Origin of the sequence: Humibacter sp. (assembly GCF_035547335.1) — a bacterium.
Taxonomy (GTDB): domain Bacteria; phylum Actinomycetota; class Actinomycetes; order Actinomycetales; family Microbacteriaceae; genus Humibacter.
Genome location: NZ_DASZVF010000036.1, coordinates 62,231 through 79,147 on the forward strand (window position 1 = coordinate 62,231; position 16,917 = coordinate 79,147).

Here is a 16,917-nt window from a genome sequence, read left to right on the forward strand (position 1 = left end):
TGCGCCCACCTGTGCCGGCGTGATGAGCCCAGCGTGCCTGATGTCGTGCAGGTCGAACTGCTCCATACCCAGCGCCCTGGGCAGCAGTGAGCGCGGCGGTTGATTTCGGCGAGCTTCCGATTATCCGCCTCGGGCGCGATGCTCGTTCCCACCGCTGACGGCAGGCGAGCCCTGGCTGCCATGCCTCACGCCGGTTGAGCCCTCCGGCTAGACGACCGGCTCATGGTCGACATCGATCGTCGCGGGGGCGACGAAAACGGGAGCTCGCAGCCGCCATGTCAGATCCCCACCGGCCCAGCGAACGCCATCATCGACATCGTGAGGCTCGAGGCCAGTCGATACAAGACCGAGGAACTGGCCACGACCTAGCCGAGAATCAGAGCAAGAGCCGCCCTGTCGCGATGCAGGGCGGCTCTTGCGTCTGCGTATGTCGTGCCCCTCCTTTTGGGAGCGTCGCCGCAGACGGGTGCCCCCATACGCTCGTGGCACCACGGCGAGGAGGCCCAAGATGGCATCGCAGAAGACCCGGAGAGTCTTCCGACGTTTGGCCACCGTCTCGGCACTCGTGCTCGCTCTCGGAGGCCTCGCGGCATGTTCCGGCACGGTGTCGGCCGCCGACGCCGCACATCACGCGAGCATCAGCACGAACGCGGTGAAACCGACACGCAGCCCGACACCGACACCGACCCCGACGCCCTCGATCGTTCCCACCGATCACACCGGCGAACAGGCGGCACAGACCCTGTCAGAACTGCAGGCGCAGGGGCTCGTCGTGGTGTTCGTGGACGCGAGTGGGGTGACCGTCCCCGATGCCACCGGCTGGTCGGTCGCCAGCACGGATCCAGCTCCGGGCACTCCCCTCTTCAGCGGTGCGACCGTTCGCGTGACGGTGACGCCGCCTCCACCGCCACCGCCACCGGCACCTGCTCCGGCCCCTGCGCCCGCCGGGAATGGTGCAACCGCACTGTGCAACGACGGCACCGTTTCGTACTCTGCAACGCACCAAGGCACCTGCTCACATCACGGTGGGGTATCGGTCTGGTACAGGTAGACGACCCCTGGCATTCGTTGGCGCCGGCGAACGGCGCAAGCGCCGCCGGACCCTACGCATTCATGATCACCTTCCAAAGGTTTTCGTGTACCGAGCCACGTGGCTTAGTCGTGGTTCTCGACCTCTGTGCTCGTTGTCACCGCGATGTCGCTCCTGTTGTTGAGGAGTCGATAGCGGCCATCGGCATCGAGCCACTCCGGGAGCCAAGGCAGAGGAGCTCGCGCTAGGCGTTCAAGAGCATCTGCAGATCGCTCGCCGAGGCGCTGATGTCTTCGGTCCTGCTCGCGGTCCGCTCGGATGCCGTGACCGCTATCTGCCGATCTTCGATCCGCCGGGGGTTCTTTTGTCGGCGCCTGTCCGTCTGCTGGGCTAGGCCGCGGTCGCACGCTCCCCCGCCGGCCGGAAGTCGATGACGTACTTCACGCCGCGTGAACGTCCGGCCGCGACCAGTGCCTCCGTCTCCGGAGCCTCCTCGGCGGTCACCGTGCTGACCTGGAGCGTGAACTCCCGCTCTGCGGCGAGCTTCGCCAGCCGACCGAGGTCGAGCCCATCTGGCCTGACGTACAGGTTGTTCGTCGTGATGCCGCGCGCGGCATCCGGGGCGTCCGAGGTGAGCGAGGTCAGTCGCCCGCCGTCGTCGATGAGCTTGATCGCTTCGCCGGACGTGCCCTCGATCGCGATGAGCACGGCGTCGAACCGGCGGTCGGTCGTCTCAGCCCAGCCCTCCGCGTGCGAGTCGATGACATCGACCGCCCCGAGCCCGCGAAGGCGGTCCGCGTGCCGAGGGCTCGCGGCCGCGACCACCTCCGCTCCGGCGAGCGCGCCTAGCCGCACCGCGATCGTCGCCGTCGGACCGGAGCCGACGACGAGCAGTCGCGTGCCGTCGCGCACCTGAAGCTCGTCGAGCGACTGGCTCGCCGTGAGTGCCGCAACCGGCAGAGCCGCGGCGTGCACGGGATCCAGGTCCGCAGGGAGTAGCGCCGCGCTCGAGGCGTGCACCAGAACCTGTTCGGCCCAGAATCCACTGCCTCCTGCAAGCGGGGTGTCGTGCACGACGACCAGATCGCCGACACCGAATCCTTCGACGTCCGATCCGACAGCGATGACGCGTCCGGCGCCTTCGACGCCGAGGGCCGCAGGCGGGGCGAGCTCGACGTCCCATCCGTCGGTGATGTGCAGCAGGGCGTCCCAGGGGCCGATGCCCGCGGTGATCGTCTGCAGCAAAACCTCTCCGGTCTTCGGCTGTCGCGGCTCGGGCAGGTTGAGGACTTCGACCGGTCCGTCCACCGTTCGGGCTCCGATTGCGATCATGGCTTCTCCTATCGATCCGAGGGCTCAGGCGGGCTACTGCGAAGCTGCGCGAGACGGACGGGTGTCCGTCATCTCTCGGCTTCTCCCCTGCTGATCGCGTCACTCCTGGCCGTTGCTCTTACGCGTTCGATGCGAATCCGGTCGCGAGAGGCACGCGAGGCGCGCCGAGTCACCCCACCCTCTGGGCCTGAGCCGACGCCGTTTCCGAATCCATCGCGTTCAGCAGGAGTCGGCCCACAGTCTTCTCGGTCGGTCGATGTCGGCATCATCCATCAGCACGGATGCGACGTCTCTCGCCGTTCCGACGCGGTCGTGGTCGCCCGCGCTGACGAACGACCAGTCCGGGCTGCGCCCCGGATCGTGTTCGATCCACACCGAGAAGTTCCAGAACCCGCGGAAGTCCGAGTCCAGCAGGCCGGGTCCCTCGGCGATCAGCACGCCGTCCTCCGAGAGGAACGGCGCGACCGTGTGCTCGCGGAACGTGTCGGCACCCGTGGGGCCGTCGATGCTGCTCCTGCGCACTCGCTGGCCGGCGTCCCGCAGCGCGCCGGCGAGCAGATCTGCCGCTCGGGCCGGGTCGCTTTCCGGCACGCCCGTCACGGCGACGAAACGCGGTCCCCGCGTGTAGTGCTGCAAGAACTCCGCGGCCAAATCGGCGTAGAACCCTTCCGTCTCCTTCGCGGATGCGGTGTCAGTCATCTCTTCTCCTCGCCTTCGTTCTCCTGGCTGCGGCGGACGCCGGCACGAGCACGGGGCGTCACGCGCGCAGCTTGCCGAGCTCGCCTTCGTCGACCATGGCCAGGAGCCGGAGATTGTCAATCGCCACGTCGATGGCGGAGGCCATCGGCGCGACATCCCGCGCCGTCTGCGCCAGGAGATAGCCGCCCTGGACCGACGCGACGAACCCCGTGGCCAGCCGATCGACATCCGCTTCGTCCGGGATGAGGCCGTTCTCCTGGAATCGGCGGAGGACGACCAGGAACAGTTCCTTCCAGGTGTCGAACAGCTCATTGAGCTTCAGCCGAGCCACGCGGTCCTGGTCGGATACCTCGTTGGCCAGCGAACCGAGAGAGCATCCGTACCGACCACTCTGCAGCGCGTTGTTCTCGACGACGGCATCGCGCCATCTGCGCAGGCCCGCAAACGTGCCGACGTTCTCCAGACGCTCTCGCTCTTCGCTGATCTTGCGATCGCCCACGTACTCGATCACGGCGCGCACCAGGGCGGTCTTGTCGTCGAAGTGCCGGTAGAACTGCGACTTGCTGACCTTGCTCGCCGAGACCACATCGTCGAGGGTGGTTCCGCCGACTCCGCGAGCGCGGATGAGGTCGGCCGCGGTCGCCACGATCTTCGCTCTCGTCTTGGCGCCCCGCGGTGTCAGCCGCGCGACCGCGGCCGTGCGCGAGCTCTCCTCCACGACGTCATCCTACGACCGCAGCACCGTACGAGAACGGGCGCGGCCAGCGCCGTCCCTATCCGGGCCGGGGTGGGAAACTCGACCTGCGCGAAACGACGCGCGCGTTCCACCAATGGTCCTCGGGAGCCGAGCCAGCAACGCGGACTGCCCGCGCGACAAGTGCTTCCACTCTCGTCAGTCCTCGACCTGCCGCTCGGCGATCACTTCGACGGCGACAAGGAACTCGGGCCGCTCCAGAGCGCGGACTACCGTCACCGACGAAGCGGGCCGGTGACTCAGGTAGCGGGTGCGCACCGCCAGGTACTCGCCGATGTCGGACTCTCGTGTCAGCCACTGTCGGGTGTAGACGATGTCGTCGACCGAGGCGCCCGCCGCCTCGAGCACGCGTGTGACGTTCTCCCATGCCTGCTCGGACTGCAGCGTGATGTCGTCGGGGATGTCGCCGTCCTGGTCGATCCCCGGCGTAGCGGAGACGAGGACCTGGTCGAAGCCTGCCGGGATCACCACGGCGTCCGCGTAGTGACCCAGCCTGGTCGCGATGCCTTGATCGATCGTCTGGATGATGCTCATGTGTGCTCCTGATTCTGAAAGTGGTCGACTTTCGCGGCCGTCGAGACGGCGTCGTCGCTGTTCTCCGGGTGAAGTGCCGGGACGGCGCCCTCGGCGAGCTTCAACCGGGTCCAGACGTTCATGTTGATCACCACGGCCGCGAAGGCAGCGATCTCCTGGACGTCATAGTGCTTCGTCATCTCCCGGTGCGCGCGGGCAAAGCTCGCCAGGTCGTAGTTCGTCAGCGCCTCGCAGTAGGCGAGCGCAGCGCACTCGGCTTCGCTGAACATCCGGCTCTCCCGCCAACTCGGAAGATGCGCGACCTTGGCCGCGTCGATACCGCACTCGACCGCGACCCGCGTGTGCAGGATGAGGCAGTAAGAGCACGGCGTGAGCTGGGCGACCCGCAGCCTGACGAGCTCGGCGATCTGCCGATCGATCGGCAGGTCGGCCGTGTATCCGAACGCGTACGCCATCCGGTCGGCGAGCGCGTGGAATGACGCAAGCTCAGGGCCCAAGCGTTCATTTGTGAACGAGACGGCTGTCATCCTCGCCCGTCCGCCCGATCCGCCGGTCGCGCCCGTTCCAGCTCCTGAACGTCCCAGTAGAGGCACGCGACGAGGTCGCCGGCCGGGCAATGCGGGGCTCCACCGTCGTTCGATGTCGTCGCGATCCGCGCAAACTCGCCACGTGCCTTGGCCAGCAGCGCCGCGAACTCCTCCTCCTGAACGACGCATCCCTCGACGCCGAGCCACTCCTTGAGCAGGACCTCGACGTCTTGGTGGTACACCGTCGAGTCCGCCCATACGCGTTCGACGATGCCCGCGATCTGGTCGGCCCGCGGGGCCGGGCGTGCACCGTCCATCACCGGGAACGTCTGCACCTGCTTCGGTTTCTTGTTTCGCATGATCTCTCCATCGCGACGAGGGGACACCCCTGCCGGGTGTCCCGCCGTCTTCTCTTGTGATCGGCCGCTGAGCATCGGGACGCAGCGCTCCCGGTCGCCCGGACGTCGTCAGGAGTAGCGCTCTTCGCGCCACGGGTCTCCGTGGAGGTGGTAGCCGAACTGCTCCCAGAATCCGGGCTCGTCGTGCGCCTGCATGACGAGCCCACGCACCCATTTGGCGCTCTTCCAGAAGTAGAACTGCGGCACCAGGAGGCGCGCGGGCCCGCCGTGCTCGGAGGACAGCTCGGCTCCGTCGTACTCGAATGCCACCCACGGCTTGCCGCCGAGCACCTCGTCGAGAACCAGGTTGGTCGTGTAGCCCCCGTAGGAGTGCGCCATCACGTACCCGTACTCGGTGTCGACTCCACGGAACAGGGTGTCGAGCGAGACTCCCCGCCAGCGGGTGCCGGTCTTGGACCAGCTCGTCACGCAGTGGATGTCGCACTCGATGTCCTCGAACGGGAGCGCATGTATCTCGTCCCACGTCCAGGTGTGCGTCGCACCGGCCTCCGTGTGGATGAAGAATTGCCATTTCTCGCGTGCGATCGACGGCGTCGCGCCGGCAGACAGCACGGGAAAGCTCTGCATCAGGTGTTGTCCCGGCGGGAGCGCATCATCCGGTTCGGGTCGGTGCCCGGTGAATCCGCGCGTGAAGACCGCCATGCCTGTGCCCCTTCGCAAACGCTACGCCGTCTTGGCGCTTCTGCGGAGGTCGCCGTTGAGTCCGTCTGGATAGAAGCCGCCGGATGTCACGCTCTCCGTCGTCAGGTACACGATGTTGAGAATGTGCTCGGGCGAGCGGCCGAACGCCCTGCCCTCGGCATCCGTCGGCACGAGGTTGATCGACTCCGCGGTGCCGATCGCCTGGTCGTCGGTGCCGACACCGTCGACCGCCCCGCGAACGGCGGAGATCTTCTCGACGGCGCAGAACACGGCGTCGTCGATCATGCCCTCGTTGTAGAGAGAGGTGCGGACGATCCCCGCGTGGTACGCCTCGGTGGCCAGGAGCCCCGCGGCCGCGTCGAGGTACGTCTTGTTCGTGATGAAGGGCGCGGCACCTTTGAACGCGGTGACGCCCACGTCCTCGAACAGGAACGCCGCGAACAGGAAGTTGAGATCGTTCGCGTACGCGTCGAACGTTTCACCCGGCTGGATGAGACCCGCCGCCACAGCAGCAGCCGTGAAGCTCTGGTCGAGCGAGATGGCGGGGCGGGACACCGCTGCCCCGCCCAGGGCTTTGCGGAGAAACGCGACGTGGGCTCGCTCGTCGGCGGCGATCTCGGCCGCGAACTTGCGGATGACCGGATTCGTGAACTGCACGGGGCGCCCGCCGGTGACGTCGCCGCGAGTCCCTGCGCCCGTCGTCAGCTCGTCGGGCAGGGTCATCCCGCTTGCACGCAGGTAGAACTCCGCTTCGAGGTATTCCAGGTTGAGCGCGAAGTTGAGGATCGAACCGTCACTGATCTCGGGCGCTTCTGCGCCGTCCACCTGGTGCGCTCCGGCGCTCGCCACCATGCCTGCGAGCGCTTGCCGATCCGCACGGGTCTCGCCGCTGCGGTTGATGGCGTCGGTGAGGAAGTCTGCATCGGACATGTCAGCCTCTTCTTTCGGTCGATGAATGAGGATCGACCGTTGGTGTCGCCGGCAGCCGGCGGTCTTTCCTCCGCCTCCCGAGATGTCGCCTGGATCCCCCAGCACCTCGGATGCACCGAGTCGGACCGCATCCGTAAGGTCGCGTCGCCCCCGGCCGCTAACCCTCAGACGAGAACCGACAGAGGCACCCTGCCTTGGGCGGCTTCTCGCTGCTGACCCACGAGCTTGGAGGAACGATGACAGCGCACTCCCTTCCGGAACGCGCCCGCGAGGGCGGACGCATCGTGCGAGACGACATCGAAGGCGCCGTGACCGCCGCGCAACTGGTCTACGAGGACGGCTCGACCCAGGTGTTCGATCCCGACGGCACGACGACATACGTCGAGAGAGGACGAGAGACGGCGGGCGAATGGTACGTCGACGAGCATGGCCGGTTCTGCTCGTTCTGGCCGCCCAGCTATCGCGCGTGCTACGACCTGGAATGGGTGGTCGAGGCGGGAGAGCCGGCCGGCGTCTCCTTCCGGGAGGTCGCCAACGGATCGACGTTCGTGGGCCGCTACAGGCATTGAACGGGGCCGGCGGGACTCAGGTGCGGCCGGACTCCCGCTCAGGCGGTGTGGTCCCCTGCGCGGTCCGGAGTGCCTCGTCGCCGATCAGAGCCGAGAGGCCACGGAGGGCTTCCGCGCATGCATCGCATGCGGCCAGGTGCGTAGCGACGCCCGGGTAGCGTTCGGCCGGATCCGCGCCCGCCGCGACAAGGTCCGCATAGACGTGCAAGCTCGCCCTCGCCTCGTCGCAGCCGACATCGCGCGGGTCTGTAGCCAGGATCCGGTCGATCCAGTCCGGCGCTTCGCTCACGTGAATTGCGCCCCCGTCTGCGCCGATGGGACCCGGTCCATGCGCGCCTCCCCCTCCAGATACCCGTTAGTGGTCAGGTAGGCCCGGATTTTACGGCGTGCGTCGAAGACCGTCTTGTAGATCGCGCCAGGAGTGGCGCCGCAACGGGCCGACATGGCGTCGATCGGGATGCCGTTCACCACCGTGGCGACGAAGAGCAGGCGCTGACGCTCTGTCAGCGTCTCCACCGCGCGCTGAACCGCGGCGATGAGGTCCTGATGCTGGGCCGTGGCCAGCGGGTCGCACGCGCCGTGCCGTTCGGGCAATCGGTCCCAGTCCTCGTTGTCGAGTGCGACAGTCGGGCGGCGCCAGAAGTGGCGCCCCAGCTTGCTGGAGATCTCCAGCACGACGAAGCGGTACGCCCACGTCGTGAAGCGGCTCTCCCCACGGAACGAGTCCAGCTTGCCGAGCAAGGACACCATGGCGTCGTCGGCCGCTTGATGCGCGAGGTCGTCCAGCTCAGGACCTGTGATGTGCGCGGCCGGTCCGCGCCGGTACGCCTCCGTCAGCCCGGCCTTCAGAAGCAGTTCGTGCAGTTGCGCCTGCGCGGCACGGCATCGCGTGCCCTTCCCTCGGAGTGCGGAGAGCCAGGAGGAAGAGTCGTCGTCCATGCGAGATTCCATTCGAACAAAAGAACTATCTCGTCCAGATTAGGTCGCGACTCCTCCTCCGGCAACGCGGAAACCACCTATCTCCCTGTGCATTAGCGCACAGTCCGGATCACGTTGTCCGGTTGCGCAGGAACTGCACTGGCCTACTTCGTCCTGTTTATACGCGCGGCCGGGCGATCCGAGAGGGGGTAAGAGGACGGCGGCGCCCGCCGCGAACAGCGTGAAACGCACGAGAGAGGTGGAACTCATGCCCAGCAATGACGGTTTCGATTCGGACGACGCGTTCGATGACGTCGACCTGCTTCCGACGGAGGAGAGCCTGGATGCCGATGAACTGGGCGACGACGTCGACGAACTGGCGTACTCCCCCCTCGACTACCGTCCCGCCGACCTGTCCTGGGGATTCACGGCTCGCGAGGCGAGGTTGCACGAGCCGCTTGCCGCGCGGCTGGCGCGCGAGGTCCCGGAGCAATCCGATGAGATCGAAGGCGACGGCCTCGGGGACGCGGTCGACACGGACGGCGAGCTCCTCGACGACCAGGTCGGTTCCGTTCGCGCTGGGCGGCTCGTCTGGGCGGAGCCCGACAGTCCCGATGAGGCCAGCGAGTACTGGGGCAGGGATGTCGGGCTCGACGACGGCGCGTCCTCGGCCGAGGAGGCGGCCATCCACGTCGTCATAGACGAGGACTACTCGGGCTGAGACATGTGTGGCGCGGATCGGCGCGTCTTCTCAGACCCGCATCCCGGCGTCACGGAAATCAACCCTGGACGCCGTGGCACCTCGATCTGTCAGGATGGGCCAATGCCGACGCGCCAGCCAGCACCACTTCGCGCCGCAGTCGCCGCGACGGCCTTCGCCTTCGTCCTCGTACTCGTCGGCTGCACCGACGGCGGCCGGCCCTCCGGTGCGACGACCCACTACACGGCGGGTGGTCGCCACGCGTGCGCCTCGGGAGCATCCATCGAGCTCGACGGCTCGTCGCGATCGTTCTTCATCGAGGGCCGGTGCGGAACCGTGTACGTGCGAGGCGACGGCAACACGGTGCATCTGCAGCGGGCGGTGTCTCTGAACGTGCAGGGTCAGTCGGACTCCGTCACGGTCGACGACGGTGTCGGCTCGGCTCTGGTCAAGGGCAACGGCGTCTCGGTGACAGCCGACTCGATCGGGTCGGTGCAACTCACGGGGCAGCGCAACTCGATCACGGCTCCCGCACTCGGCTCGGTGACGGTGCAGGGCGACCGTAACGCGGTCACCACCCATCTGAAGCCGAGCGACTACCGGGTCAGCGGGCAGAACGACACGCTGACGCTGCAGTAGCCGCTCGCCGCGAGCGGACCGCGGCGGCATCCGTCGCCGAAGGCTCCCAGGTTTTGGGAGAATGGCCGCGACGCTCGCGACGACGCGACGCGATCTCGCCGCCCTGGCGCCCCGCGCCACCCGCCCACGAAGAGGCCGAACATGACCCCAGACGAAGCAGCAGCCCTTCTCGATGTCGACAAGGATGCTTCCGCCGCCGCGATCCTCGCCGCGTACTCCGCGAAGGCGAAGGCGGCAGGCGGCGACCATGCCGGTGACCTCGAGGCCGAGAAGGCTGAGGTGCAACTGCTCGGGGAGGCCCGGGTGACCCTGATGACGCACAGGCAGAAGGCGCAGGGAACGCAGCAGCGAACGGCCGTCGCCCAGCGTGCGGCAGGCACGACGACGACAAGCGGCGGGTCCGCACCCGAGTACGGGCAGCGTGCCGCGACCAGCGCGTGGCCCGACGATGCCCCGGCCAAGGGCAAGGCACGCACGGCCGAGGAGGAGCAGATCCGCAAGCAGCGATCGTTCATCATCGCTCTGATCGGTCTCGTGCTCTCGCTGACGGCCTGGGTGTGGTGGCTGCTCGAGCCGCTGTCGCTGTTCGGCATCGGCCTCAGCATCTGGGCGCTCGTGCGCGTGCGAGGCTACGGCAGCGGCCTCTACACCGGAACGCGGATCGTCGCCTGGGTGTCCATCGTTCTCGGCGCGCTCGGGCTGCTCGGCAACATCCTGCTCGTCGTGAACGGGATCGGTGCGGCTCGCGGCTGACGGGGGTCCCGACCGTCCTCACGCGAAGTTAGCCCAGCCTGTGCTTCCTTGCGGAATGCGGGTGGCCGCGTAGCGTTGACGGTGACAACGAGCGAAGGGATGAGCACTCCATGAGCAACATCGAAACCACCCCCAAGGCCACCACGAATCCCGACGTCGCAGCGGGCACGGCGCAGTTTTTGACGCCGGTGGTCATCGAGCTCGAGGCGCTCGTGGTGAACGGCAAGCAGGCGCACTGGAACTTGCGCGGCACGAACTTCATCGGCGTGCACGAGCTCCTCGACACGCTGGTGGCCGATGCGCAGGAGTGGGCGGACCTCGCCGCAGAGCGCATCGTCGCCCTTGGCCTGCCGATCGACGCGCGCATCTCGACCGTGGCCGCCAACACGAAGGCCACGCCGCTGAGCGACGGCTTTGTGCAGTCCGACAGGTCGATCGCGGAGGTCATCGGCCAGATCGATGTTGCGCTCGAAGCGGTGAATACTGCGGTTCGCGAGCTCGACGAGCTGGACCAGACCAGCCAGGATGTCGCGATCGAGATCGCGCGCGGGCTCGACAAGGACCGCTGGCTGCTCTTCGCGCACATCGCGAAGTAGCCGCGACCTCTTCGACAGACGCTTCAGGGCCCCGGCCAGCTCGGCCGGGGCCCTGAAGCGTCTCTGCCGTCGGGCAGGTACGCCGCTGCGGCGGCGCCGTCAGACCTGGGACTTCGGGCACCAGTACAGCTTGCGCGCGCCCATCAGCTCCATCGCGATGTTCGTGCCGCACACCCGGCACGGCAGCCCCTCGCGCTTGTACACCCAGTGCCGGTCCTCACGGCTGGCCATCGCCCGCACCCAGTCCTCAGGACTCAGGTCGTCCATCGTCATCATCTGCCCGGTGCGCACGCCGATGTCGAGAAGGTGCGCCCAGTCGCGCCACAGCGCGGCAGCGGTCTCGGTGGGGACCTTCTTGCCTGGAGTGTGCGGATCGAGCCGCGCCCGGAACAGCAGCTCGGCCCGATACACGTTCCCGATGCCGCTGATCACCGACTGGTCCATGAGCAGAAGGCCGATGGGCGTCTGCTTCGACGTGATGGTGCGCACCACCCGGTCTTCCGCCTCGGGCCCGTCATCCACCAGGGGATCGGGACCGAGCCCCGCGACGACCTTCGCCACCGTCCGCTCGTCGATGACGGCGCACGCCGTCGGTCCGCGCAGATCGGCGACGGCCGTGTCGGTGAGCAGACGAGCGCGCACGGCACCGATGGGGTCGGGCGGGAACACGAACGCCGAGTCGTCCTCCTTCTCCGACTCGGACATGCGCAACCGGGTGCGCCGCGGCGCTCCCATGCTGGCTATCGAGTCCTCGCCACGGGAGTCCAGCACGGTGCCGTGCTGGTTCGTCTGGCCCATGCGACCGCCGGCCGAGGCGATCGTGTCATCAGCGGTGATCTCGCCCGCGAAGTCCCATGCCCCGTAGAGGCCGAGGTGCACGCGCAGCCACAGAGCGTTGTCGAACTCCAGGAAGAGCTGCTTGCCGATGGCGCGGGCATCCACCATCGTCCGCCCGTCGATGAGGGCGGCATCCGCGGCGAAACGGCCTTGCGGCGAGGTGACCGCGACCCTCTTCCCGACGAAGTTGCGGCGGAACTGCAGGGCGATGCGGTGTACGGAGTGGCCTTCTGGCATCCGCTACTCGTCGACGTTCTTGCCCGCGATGGTTCCCGTCGCCTCGAACTCGGCGAGCTGGGCGATGCGGCGCACGTGACGCTCCTCGAACGAGAACGGCTCGGCGATGAAGGTGTCGATGTACGAGATCGCCTCCTCGACCGTGTGCTGTCGGGCACCGATGGCGATCACGTTCGCATCGTTATGCTGACGCGCGAGCAGGGCCGTGCTCTCACTCCAGACGAGAGCGGCCCGAACGCCGAGCACCTTGTTCGCGGCGATCTGCTCGCCGTTTCCGGAGCCGCCGAAGACGACGCCGAGCGCCTGCACCCCGGCCTGCTGGTCGGCCATGACGCCTTTGGCCGCATTGATGCAGAACGCCGGGTAGTCGTCGAGCGGATCGAACTCCTGCGGCCCGTGATCGATGACCTCGTGCCCGGCCTCTCGCAGGTGCTTCTGCAGGGTCTGGGAGAACTCGAGCCCGGCGTGATCCGTACCGATGTGGATGCGCATGGCGTCCAGTCTAGGGACGCCACGCGCGCTCGACGGTCCGCGTGCGACGCCCGATATGCGGACCGTCAGTCGAAGATCGGATCGCGCGTCCTGCTGCGCTTGAGCTCGAAGAATCCGTCGTACGAGGAGGCGGCGACCACGCCGTCCCAGAGCTTCAGCGCCTGCTCGCCGCGCGGGGTAGGCGAGAGCACGGGGCCGAAGAACGCTGTGCCGTCGACCGCGATGACCGGAGTGCCGACATCCTGTCCGACCCTGTCGATCCCGTCGGAGTGGCTTGCCCGCAGCGCCGTGTCGAACTCGTCGGAGTCGGCGTACCGCGAGTAGTCCGCCGGGAGGCCCCGCTCCGCCAGCGCCTCGGCGATCACCTCGTCGACGTCCTTGCGGTGACCGTTGTGGATGCGCGTGCCCAAGGCGTCGTAGAGCGGCTTGACCGCCTGTTGGCCCTCCACCTCGCCCACCGCGGTCACGAGCCGCGCGTACCTCAGTGTGCGCGGGAGCGACTTGCGGTACGACTCGGACACGTTCTTGTCCTCGTTGAGCACGTACAGGCTCATGATGTGCCAGGTCACATTCAGCTCGCGGTGCGGCGCCACCTCGTCCACCCAGCGGGACGTCATCCACGCCCAGGGGCACGACGGGTCGAACCAGAAGTCAACATCGGTCATGTTCTCCATCTAAGCGACAGTGCCCCGAGCCCGCGGCGCCGAGGGACTCGAGGCTCCCTCCCTACGCCGAATAGGCTGGGACGTCGGGCCGCGCACACGATGCGCCACCGCTCAGGAGAAGGAGAACCATGCCAGGAGAGAACCTCACGCGCACCGAAGCCGTCGAGCGCCGGGCGATCATCGACACCCACAGCTACGACGTGACGCTCGACCTCACGACGGGCGACCAGACGTTTCTGAGCGTGACGACGGTGAAGTTCGCCGCTCGCGAGGGCGCATCCACGTTCATCGACGCCATCACCGACAGCGTCGAGTCGATCGAGCTCAACGGCGAGCAGCTCGACGTCGGGGCGGTGAACGACGGCGTGCGCATCCAGCTGCCTGATCTGAAGGCCGAGAACGAGCTGACGGTCGTCGCCCACGCCAGGTACACGAACACCGGCGAGGGCCTGCACAGGTTCGTCGACCCCGTCGACGGCGAGGTGTACCTCTACACCCAGTTCGAGGTTCCCGACTCCCGGCGCATGTTCGCCGTCTTCGAGCAGCCGGACCTCAAGGCGCGGTTCACCTTCACGGTCACGACCCCGGAGCGCTGGGCGGTCGTCAGCAACTCCCCCGTGGCGGCCGTCGAGTCGGCGGGCGACTCGAAGACGACGGTCTTCGAGACGACGCCGGTCATCTCGTCGTACATCACGGCACTCATCGCGGGTCCGTACTCGAGCTGGCACTCCGAGCTCACCAGCAGCGACGGTCGCGTCATCCCGCTCGGCGTGTACGCGCGAGCCTCGCTCGCCGAGTACATGGATGCCGACTACATCTTCGACAAGACCAGGCAGGGATTCGCGTTCTACGAGGAGCGGTTCGGCGTGCCGTATCCGTTCGCGAAGTACGACCAGCTGTTCGTGCCTGAGTTCAACGCAGGCGCGATGGAGAACGCCGGCGCCGTCACCTTCACGGAGACGTACGTGTTCCGCTCCAAGGTGACCGATGCCATCAAGGAGCGCCGGGTCGTGACGATCCTGCACGAGCTCGCGCACATGTGGTTCGGCGACCTCGTGACGATGAAGTGGTGGAACGATCTCTGGCTCAACGAGTCGTTCGCCGAGTACGCCTCGACGCTGTCGACGGCGGAAGCCACCGAGTGGACAGAGGCCTGGACCACGTTCGCAGCCATGGAGAAGAGCTGGGCGTACCGGCAGGACCAGCTGCCGTCCACGCATCCGATCGTCGCCACGATCAACGACCTGGAAGACGTGCAGGTCAACTTCGACGGCATCACGTATGCGAAGGGCGCCTCGGTGCTCAAGCAACTCGTCGCCTGGGTGGGACAGGACGACTTCCTGGCCGGCGTCTCGCAGTACTTCACGAAGCACGCCCACTCGAACACCGAACTGCGTGACCTCCTCGTCGAGCTCGAGGCGACCAGTGGCCGCGATCTCACCTCGTGGTCGAAGCTCTGGCTCGAGACAGCAGGCGTGAACACGCTCCGCCCGGAGATCCAGGCGGATGCCGACGGCACCATCACCCGGTTCGCGGTGCTGCAGAGCGCCCACCCGGACTACCCGACGCTGCGCCCGCACCGGCTGGCCATCGGCCTCTACAACCTGCGGGATACGGAGGACGGCGCCCAGCGGCTCGTGCGCGAGAAGCGCATCGAGCTCGACGTCGACGGCGAGCGCACCGAGGTCGAGGAGCTGCTCGGCGTGGCCCGCCCCGACCTCGTGCTCATCAACGACGACGACCTCGCCTACGCGAAGATCCGTCTCGACGACGAGTCCCTGGCCTTCGCCATCGAGCATCTGTCGGAGATCGAGTCCCCGCTCGCTCGTTCGCTCGTGTGGGGTTCGGTGTGGGATGCCACGCGCGACGCCGAGACGTCCGCCAGCGACTACGTGCGCCTGGTGCTCGGCAACATCGGTGCCGAGACGGAGTCCACCACGCTGCGGACCACCCTGAACCAGCTCGTGCTCAGCGTGCACGCGTACGTCGCCCCCGACCGGCGCGTCTCCTCGGCGCAGCAGGCGGCGGATGCGTTGTGGGAGCTCGCCTCGTCGGCCCAGCCAGGCAGCGATGCGCAGTTCCAGTTCGTGAAGTTCTTCGCGGCGCTGGCCTCGACCCCGGATCAGCTGGCCAAGGTGTCCGGTCTGCGCGACGGTTCCATCGTGCTGGACGACCTCACCATCGACACGGATCTGTCGTGGGAGCTGCTCACGTCCCTCGTCGCGGGCGGTCAGGCAGGGACGGACGAGATCGACACCGCGCTGCGAGCGGACAACACCGCGACCGGGGCGCAGGCGGCGGCGCAGGCGCGCGCCGCCATCCCGACGGCGGAGGGCAAGGCCGCTGCATGGTCGAGCGTCTTCGACTCCGACGACCTGCCGAACACCATCGTGAGGATGACCGGAGTCGGCTTCCAGCGCGTGCACGACGCCGCGCTGCTCGAGCCGTACGTCGCGAAGTACTTCGACGCACTGCAGTCGGTGTGGGCATCGCGCACATACAAGATCGCCGAGTACCTGGTCGAGGGGATGTATCCGTTCCCGCTCGCCGACGAACGGCTCGCGGACGCCACGCGCGCCTGGCTCGAGACAAACCAGGAGCCGGCCGCTCTGCGCCGCATGGTGTCGGAGAACCTGGCGACGGTCGAGCGCGCGCTGCGAGTGCAGGAACGCGACGCTCGCGACTGACGGGCCGGCAACCGATTCGGGCATCCGATCCAAGCATGGTCAGGGGCGGGTCGAGGGGCGTTCCCTCGACCCGCCCCTCACTTTTCGGGTACGTTCCTGCAGCGCGCTCGTGTCGACGCGCCGAACGAACGCGACCGCCGGTGACCGCGGAGTAATCCGCCGGGTGCAGCGGTTCTCATCCTGTGGGTGGACGACACCGTTGCCCGCCCGCCCTAGCGTTGACGCATGATCGAAATCGAAGGCCTCACCAAGAGGTACGGCGCCAAGCTGGCCGTTGACGACGTCAGCTTCACCGTGCGCCCTGGCGTCGTCACGGGATTCCTCGGACCCAACGGTGCAGGCAAGTCCACGACCATGCGCATGATCATGGGCCTGGACAAGCCGACGGCGGGGCACGCCCTGGTGGGCGGGCGACCCTACGCTCTGCACGAGTCACCGCTGCACGAGGTGGGTGCGTTGCTGGAGGCCAAGGCCGTGCACACCGGCCGCACCGCGTTCAACCATCTGCTCGCCCTCGCGGCGACTCACGGCATCCCCAAGAAGCGCGTGCATGACGTGATCGCGATGACGGGCCTCGAGTCGGTTGCGAACAAGCGGGTCGGCGGATTCTCGCTGGGCATGGGACAGCGGCTGGGGATCGCCGCGGCTCTGCTCGGGGATCCGCACACGTTGATCCTCGACGAGCCGGTCAACGGCCTGGACCCCGAGGGCGTGCGCTGGGTGCGGGAGTTCTGCCGCTACCTCGCTTCCGAAGGGCGAACGGTCTTCATCTCCTCCCACCTGATGAGCGAGATGTCGCAGACCGCCGATCATCTCATCGTGCTCGGCCGCGGCCGCGTGCTCGCCGACGCCCCGGTCTCCGAGGTGATCGCGGGAGCGACGCGCAGGGTGGTCAGGGTGCGCACCCCCGATGTCCGCTCTCTCACGGCGGCCCTTGCCGGTCCCGACGTCACCGTG

Annotated in this window: 22 protein-coding genes; 9 read left to right on the top strand and 13 right to left on the bottom strand. The window is 67.6% G+C overall.

What is annotated here, in order from left to right:
• The first annotated feature begins 222 nt into the window (after window positions 1-222).
• Together VHB92_RS08135 and VHB92_RS08140 are read left to right on the top strand one after the other, a co-directional pair.
• Window positions 223-369, top strand: a complete 147-nt coding sequence (locus VHB92_RS08135) for a hypothetical protein (protein WP_325453150.1) — start codon at window positions 223-225, stop codon at window positions 367-369.
• Window positions 370-508: 139 nt separating this feature from the next.
• Window positions 509-1,051: a DUF3761 domain-containing protein gene (locus tag VHB92_RS08140; protein ID WP_325453152.1), complete on the top strand. Its 543-nt coding sequence runs from the start codon at window positions 509-511 to the stop codon at window positions 1,049-1,051.
• A 369-nt stretch (window positions 1,052-1,420) separates the two neighbouring features.
• Here the strand turns inward: VHB92_RS08140 and VHB92_RS08145 are convergent, their stop codons facing one another.
• From VHB92_RS08145 to VHB92_RS08180, 8 genes are all read right to left on the bottom strand, one after another.
• Window positions 1,421-2,362 carry an NADP-dependent oxidoreductase gene (locus tag VHB92_RS08145; RefSeq protein ID WP_325453154.1) on the bottom strand — a complete coding sequence of 314 codons (942 nt, stop codon included), beginning with the start codon at window positions 2,360-2,362 and terminating at the stop codon, window positions 1,421-1,423.
• Between the two features lie 219 nt (window positions 2,363-2,581).
• The gene (locus tag VHB92_RS08150; protein WP_325453156.1) at window positions 2,582-3,061 is read right to left on the bottom strand and encodes a hypothetical protein; all 480 of its coding nucleotides are present in this window, start codon (window positions 3,059-3,061) and stop codon (window positions 2,582-2,584) included.
• Window positions 3,062-3,119: 58 nt separating this feature from the next.
• Window positions 3,120-3,779: a TetR/AcrR family transcriptional regulator gene (locus VHB92_RS08155; protein ID WP_325453158.1), complete on the bottom strand. Its 660-nt coding sequence runs from the start codon at window positions 3,777-3,779 to the stop codon at window positions 3,120-3,122.
• Window positions 3,780-3,953: 174 nt separating this feature from the next.
• A complete protein-coding gene (locus VHB92_RS08160; protein WP_325453160.1) occupies window positions 3,954-4,349 on the bottom strand; it encodes a RidA family protein in 396 nt (131 codons plus the stop codon).
• On the bottom strand, window positions 4,346-4,846 hold the full coding sequence (locus VHB92_RS08165) for a carboxymuconolactone decarboxylase family protein (RefSeq protein ID WP_325453162.1): 501 nt from the start codon (window positions 4,844-4,846) through the stop codon (window positions 4,346-4,348). The genes VHB92_RS08160 and VHB92_RS08165 overlap by 4 nt, the downstream gene beginning before the upstream one ends.
• A gap of 26 nt (window positions 4,847-4,872) precedes the next feature.
• Window positions 4,873-5,235 carry a hypothetical protein gene (locus tag VHB92_RS08170; protein ID WP_325453164.1) on the bottom strand — a complete coding sequence of 121 codons (363 nt, stop codon included), beginning with the start codon at window positions 5,233-5,235 and terminating at the stop codon, window positions 4,873-4,875.
• Between the two features lie 108 nt (window positions 5,236-5,343).
• Entirely contained in the window at window positions 5,344-5,937 is a 594-nt protein-coding gene (locus VHB92_RS08175; protein ID WP_325453166.1) for a molybdopterin-dependent oxidoreductase, read from the bottom strand.
• Window positions 5,938-5,958: 21 nt separating this feature from the next.
• Entirely contained in the window at window positions 5,959-6,867 is a 909-nt protein-coding gene (locus VHB92_RS08180; RefSeq protein ID WP_325453168.1) for a ferritin-like domain-containing protein, read from the bottom strand.
• Between the two features lie 236 nt (window positions 6,868-7,103).
• On the opposite strand from VHB92_RS08180, the gene VHB92_RS08185 reads away from it, so the two are divergent.
• Window positions 7,104-7,436, top strand: coding sequence for a hypothetical protein (locus VHB92_RS08185; protein WP_325453170.1), 333 nt, complete (start codon window positions 7,104-7,106; stop codon window positions 7,434-7,436).
• A gap of 16 nt (window positions 7,437-7,452) precedes the next feature.
• On the opposite strand, the gene VHB92_RS08190 is transcribed toward VHB92_RS08185, so the two are convergent.
• Together VHB92_RS08190 and VHB92_RS08195 are read right to left on the bottom strand one after the other, a co-directional pair.
• Window positions 7,453-7,725: a hypothetical protein gene (locus VHB92_RS08190; protein ID WP_325453172.1), complete on the bottom strand. Its 273-nt coding sequence runs from the start codon at window positions 7,723-7,725 to the stop codon at window positions 7,453-7,455.
• Window positions 7,722-8,375, bottom strand: coding sequence for a sigma-70 family RNA polymerase sigma factor (locus VHB92_RS08195; RefSeq protein ID WP_325453174.1), 654 nt, complete (start codon window positions 8,373-8,375; stop codon window positions 7,722-7,724). Before VHB92_RS08195 ends, VHB92_RS08190 begins: the two co-directional genes overlap by 4 nt.
• Window positions 8,376-8,622: 247 nt before the next feature.
• Here VHB92_RS08195 and VHB92_RS08200 point away from each other — a divergent pair, with 247 nt between their 5' ends.
• The 4 genes from VHB92_RS08200 to VHB92_RS08215 all read left to right on the top strand — a co-directional run bounded on the left by VHB92_RS08200 (window position 8,623) and on the right by VHB92_RS08215 (window position 11,042).
• The gene (locus VHB92_RS08200) at window positions 8,623-9,075 is read left to right on the top strand and encodes a DUF5709 domain-containing protein (RefSeq protein WP_325453176.1); all 453 of its coding nucleotides are present in this window, start codon (window positions 8,623-8,625) and stop codon (window positions 9,073-9,075) included.
• Window positions 9,076-9,177: 102 nt separating this feature from the next.
• Window positions 9,178-9,693, top strand: a complete 516-nt coding sequence (locus tag VHB92_RS08205) for a DUF3060 domain-containing protein (RefSeq protein ID WP_325453178.1) — start codon at window positions 9,178-9,180, stop codon at window positions 9,691-9,693.
• A 141-nt stretch (window positions 9,694-9,834) separates the two neighbouring features.
• Entirely contained in the window at window positions 9,835-10,446 is a 612-nt protein-coding gene (locus VHB92_RS08210; RefSeq protein WP_325453180.1) for a hypothetical protein, read from the top strand.
• 110 nt (window positions 10,447-10,556) lie between these two features.
• Window positions 10,557-11,042, top strand: coding sequence for a DNA starvation/stationary phase protection protein (locus tag VHB92_RS08215; RefSeq protein WP_325453182.1), 486 nt, complete (start codon window positions 10,557-10,559; stop codon window positions 11,040-11,042).
• Window positions 11,043-11,141: 99 nt separating this feature from the next.
• Here VHB92_RS08215 and VHB92_RS08220 read toward each other — a convergent pair whose 3' ends face one another.
• The 3 genes from VHB92_RS08220 to VHB92_RS08230 all read right to left on the bottom strand — a co-directional run bounded on the left by VHB92_RS08220 (window position 11,142) and on the right by VHB92_RS08230 (window position 13,273).
• On the bottom strand, window positions 11,142-12,116 hold the full coding sequence (locus VHB92_RS08220; protein WP_325453184.1) for an Fpg/Nei family DNA glycosylase: 975 nt from the start codon (window positions 12,114-12,116) through the stop codon (window positions 11,142-11,144).
• 3 nt (window positions 12,117-12,119) lie between these two features.
• A complete protein-coding gene (locus VHB92_RS08225) occupies window positions 12,120-12,608 on the bottom strand; it encodes a ribose-5-phosphate isomerase (RefSeq protein ID WP_325453186.1) in 489 nt (162 codons plus the stop codon).
• A 65-nt stretch (window positions 12,609-12,673) separates the two neighbouring features.
• The gene (locus VHB92_RS08230) at window positions 12,674-13,273 is read right to left on the bottom strand and encodes a DsbA family protein (protein WP_325453188.1); all 600 of its coding nucleotides are present in this window, start codon (window positions 13,271-13,273) and stop codon (window positions 12,674-12,676) included.
• A 128-nt stretch (window positions 13,274-13,401) separates the two neighbouring features.
• On the opposite strand from VHB92_RS08230, the gene pepN reads away from it, so the two are divergent.
• Complete coding sequence (gene pepN / locus VHB92_RS08235; RefSeq protein WP_325453190.1) at window positions 13,402-15,960, top strand: aminopeptidase N; 2,559 nt, start codon at window positions 13,402-13,404, stop codon at window positions 15,958-15,960.
• Window positions 15,961-16,185: 225 nt separating this feature from the next.
• On the top strand, window positions 16,186-16,917 hold a 732-nt coding region (locus VHB92_RS08240), incomplete at its 3' end, for an ABC transporter ATP-binding protein (protein ID WP_325453192.1).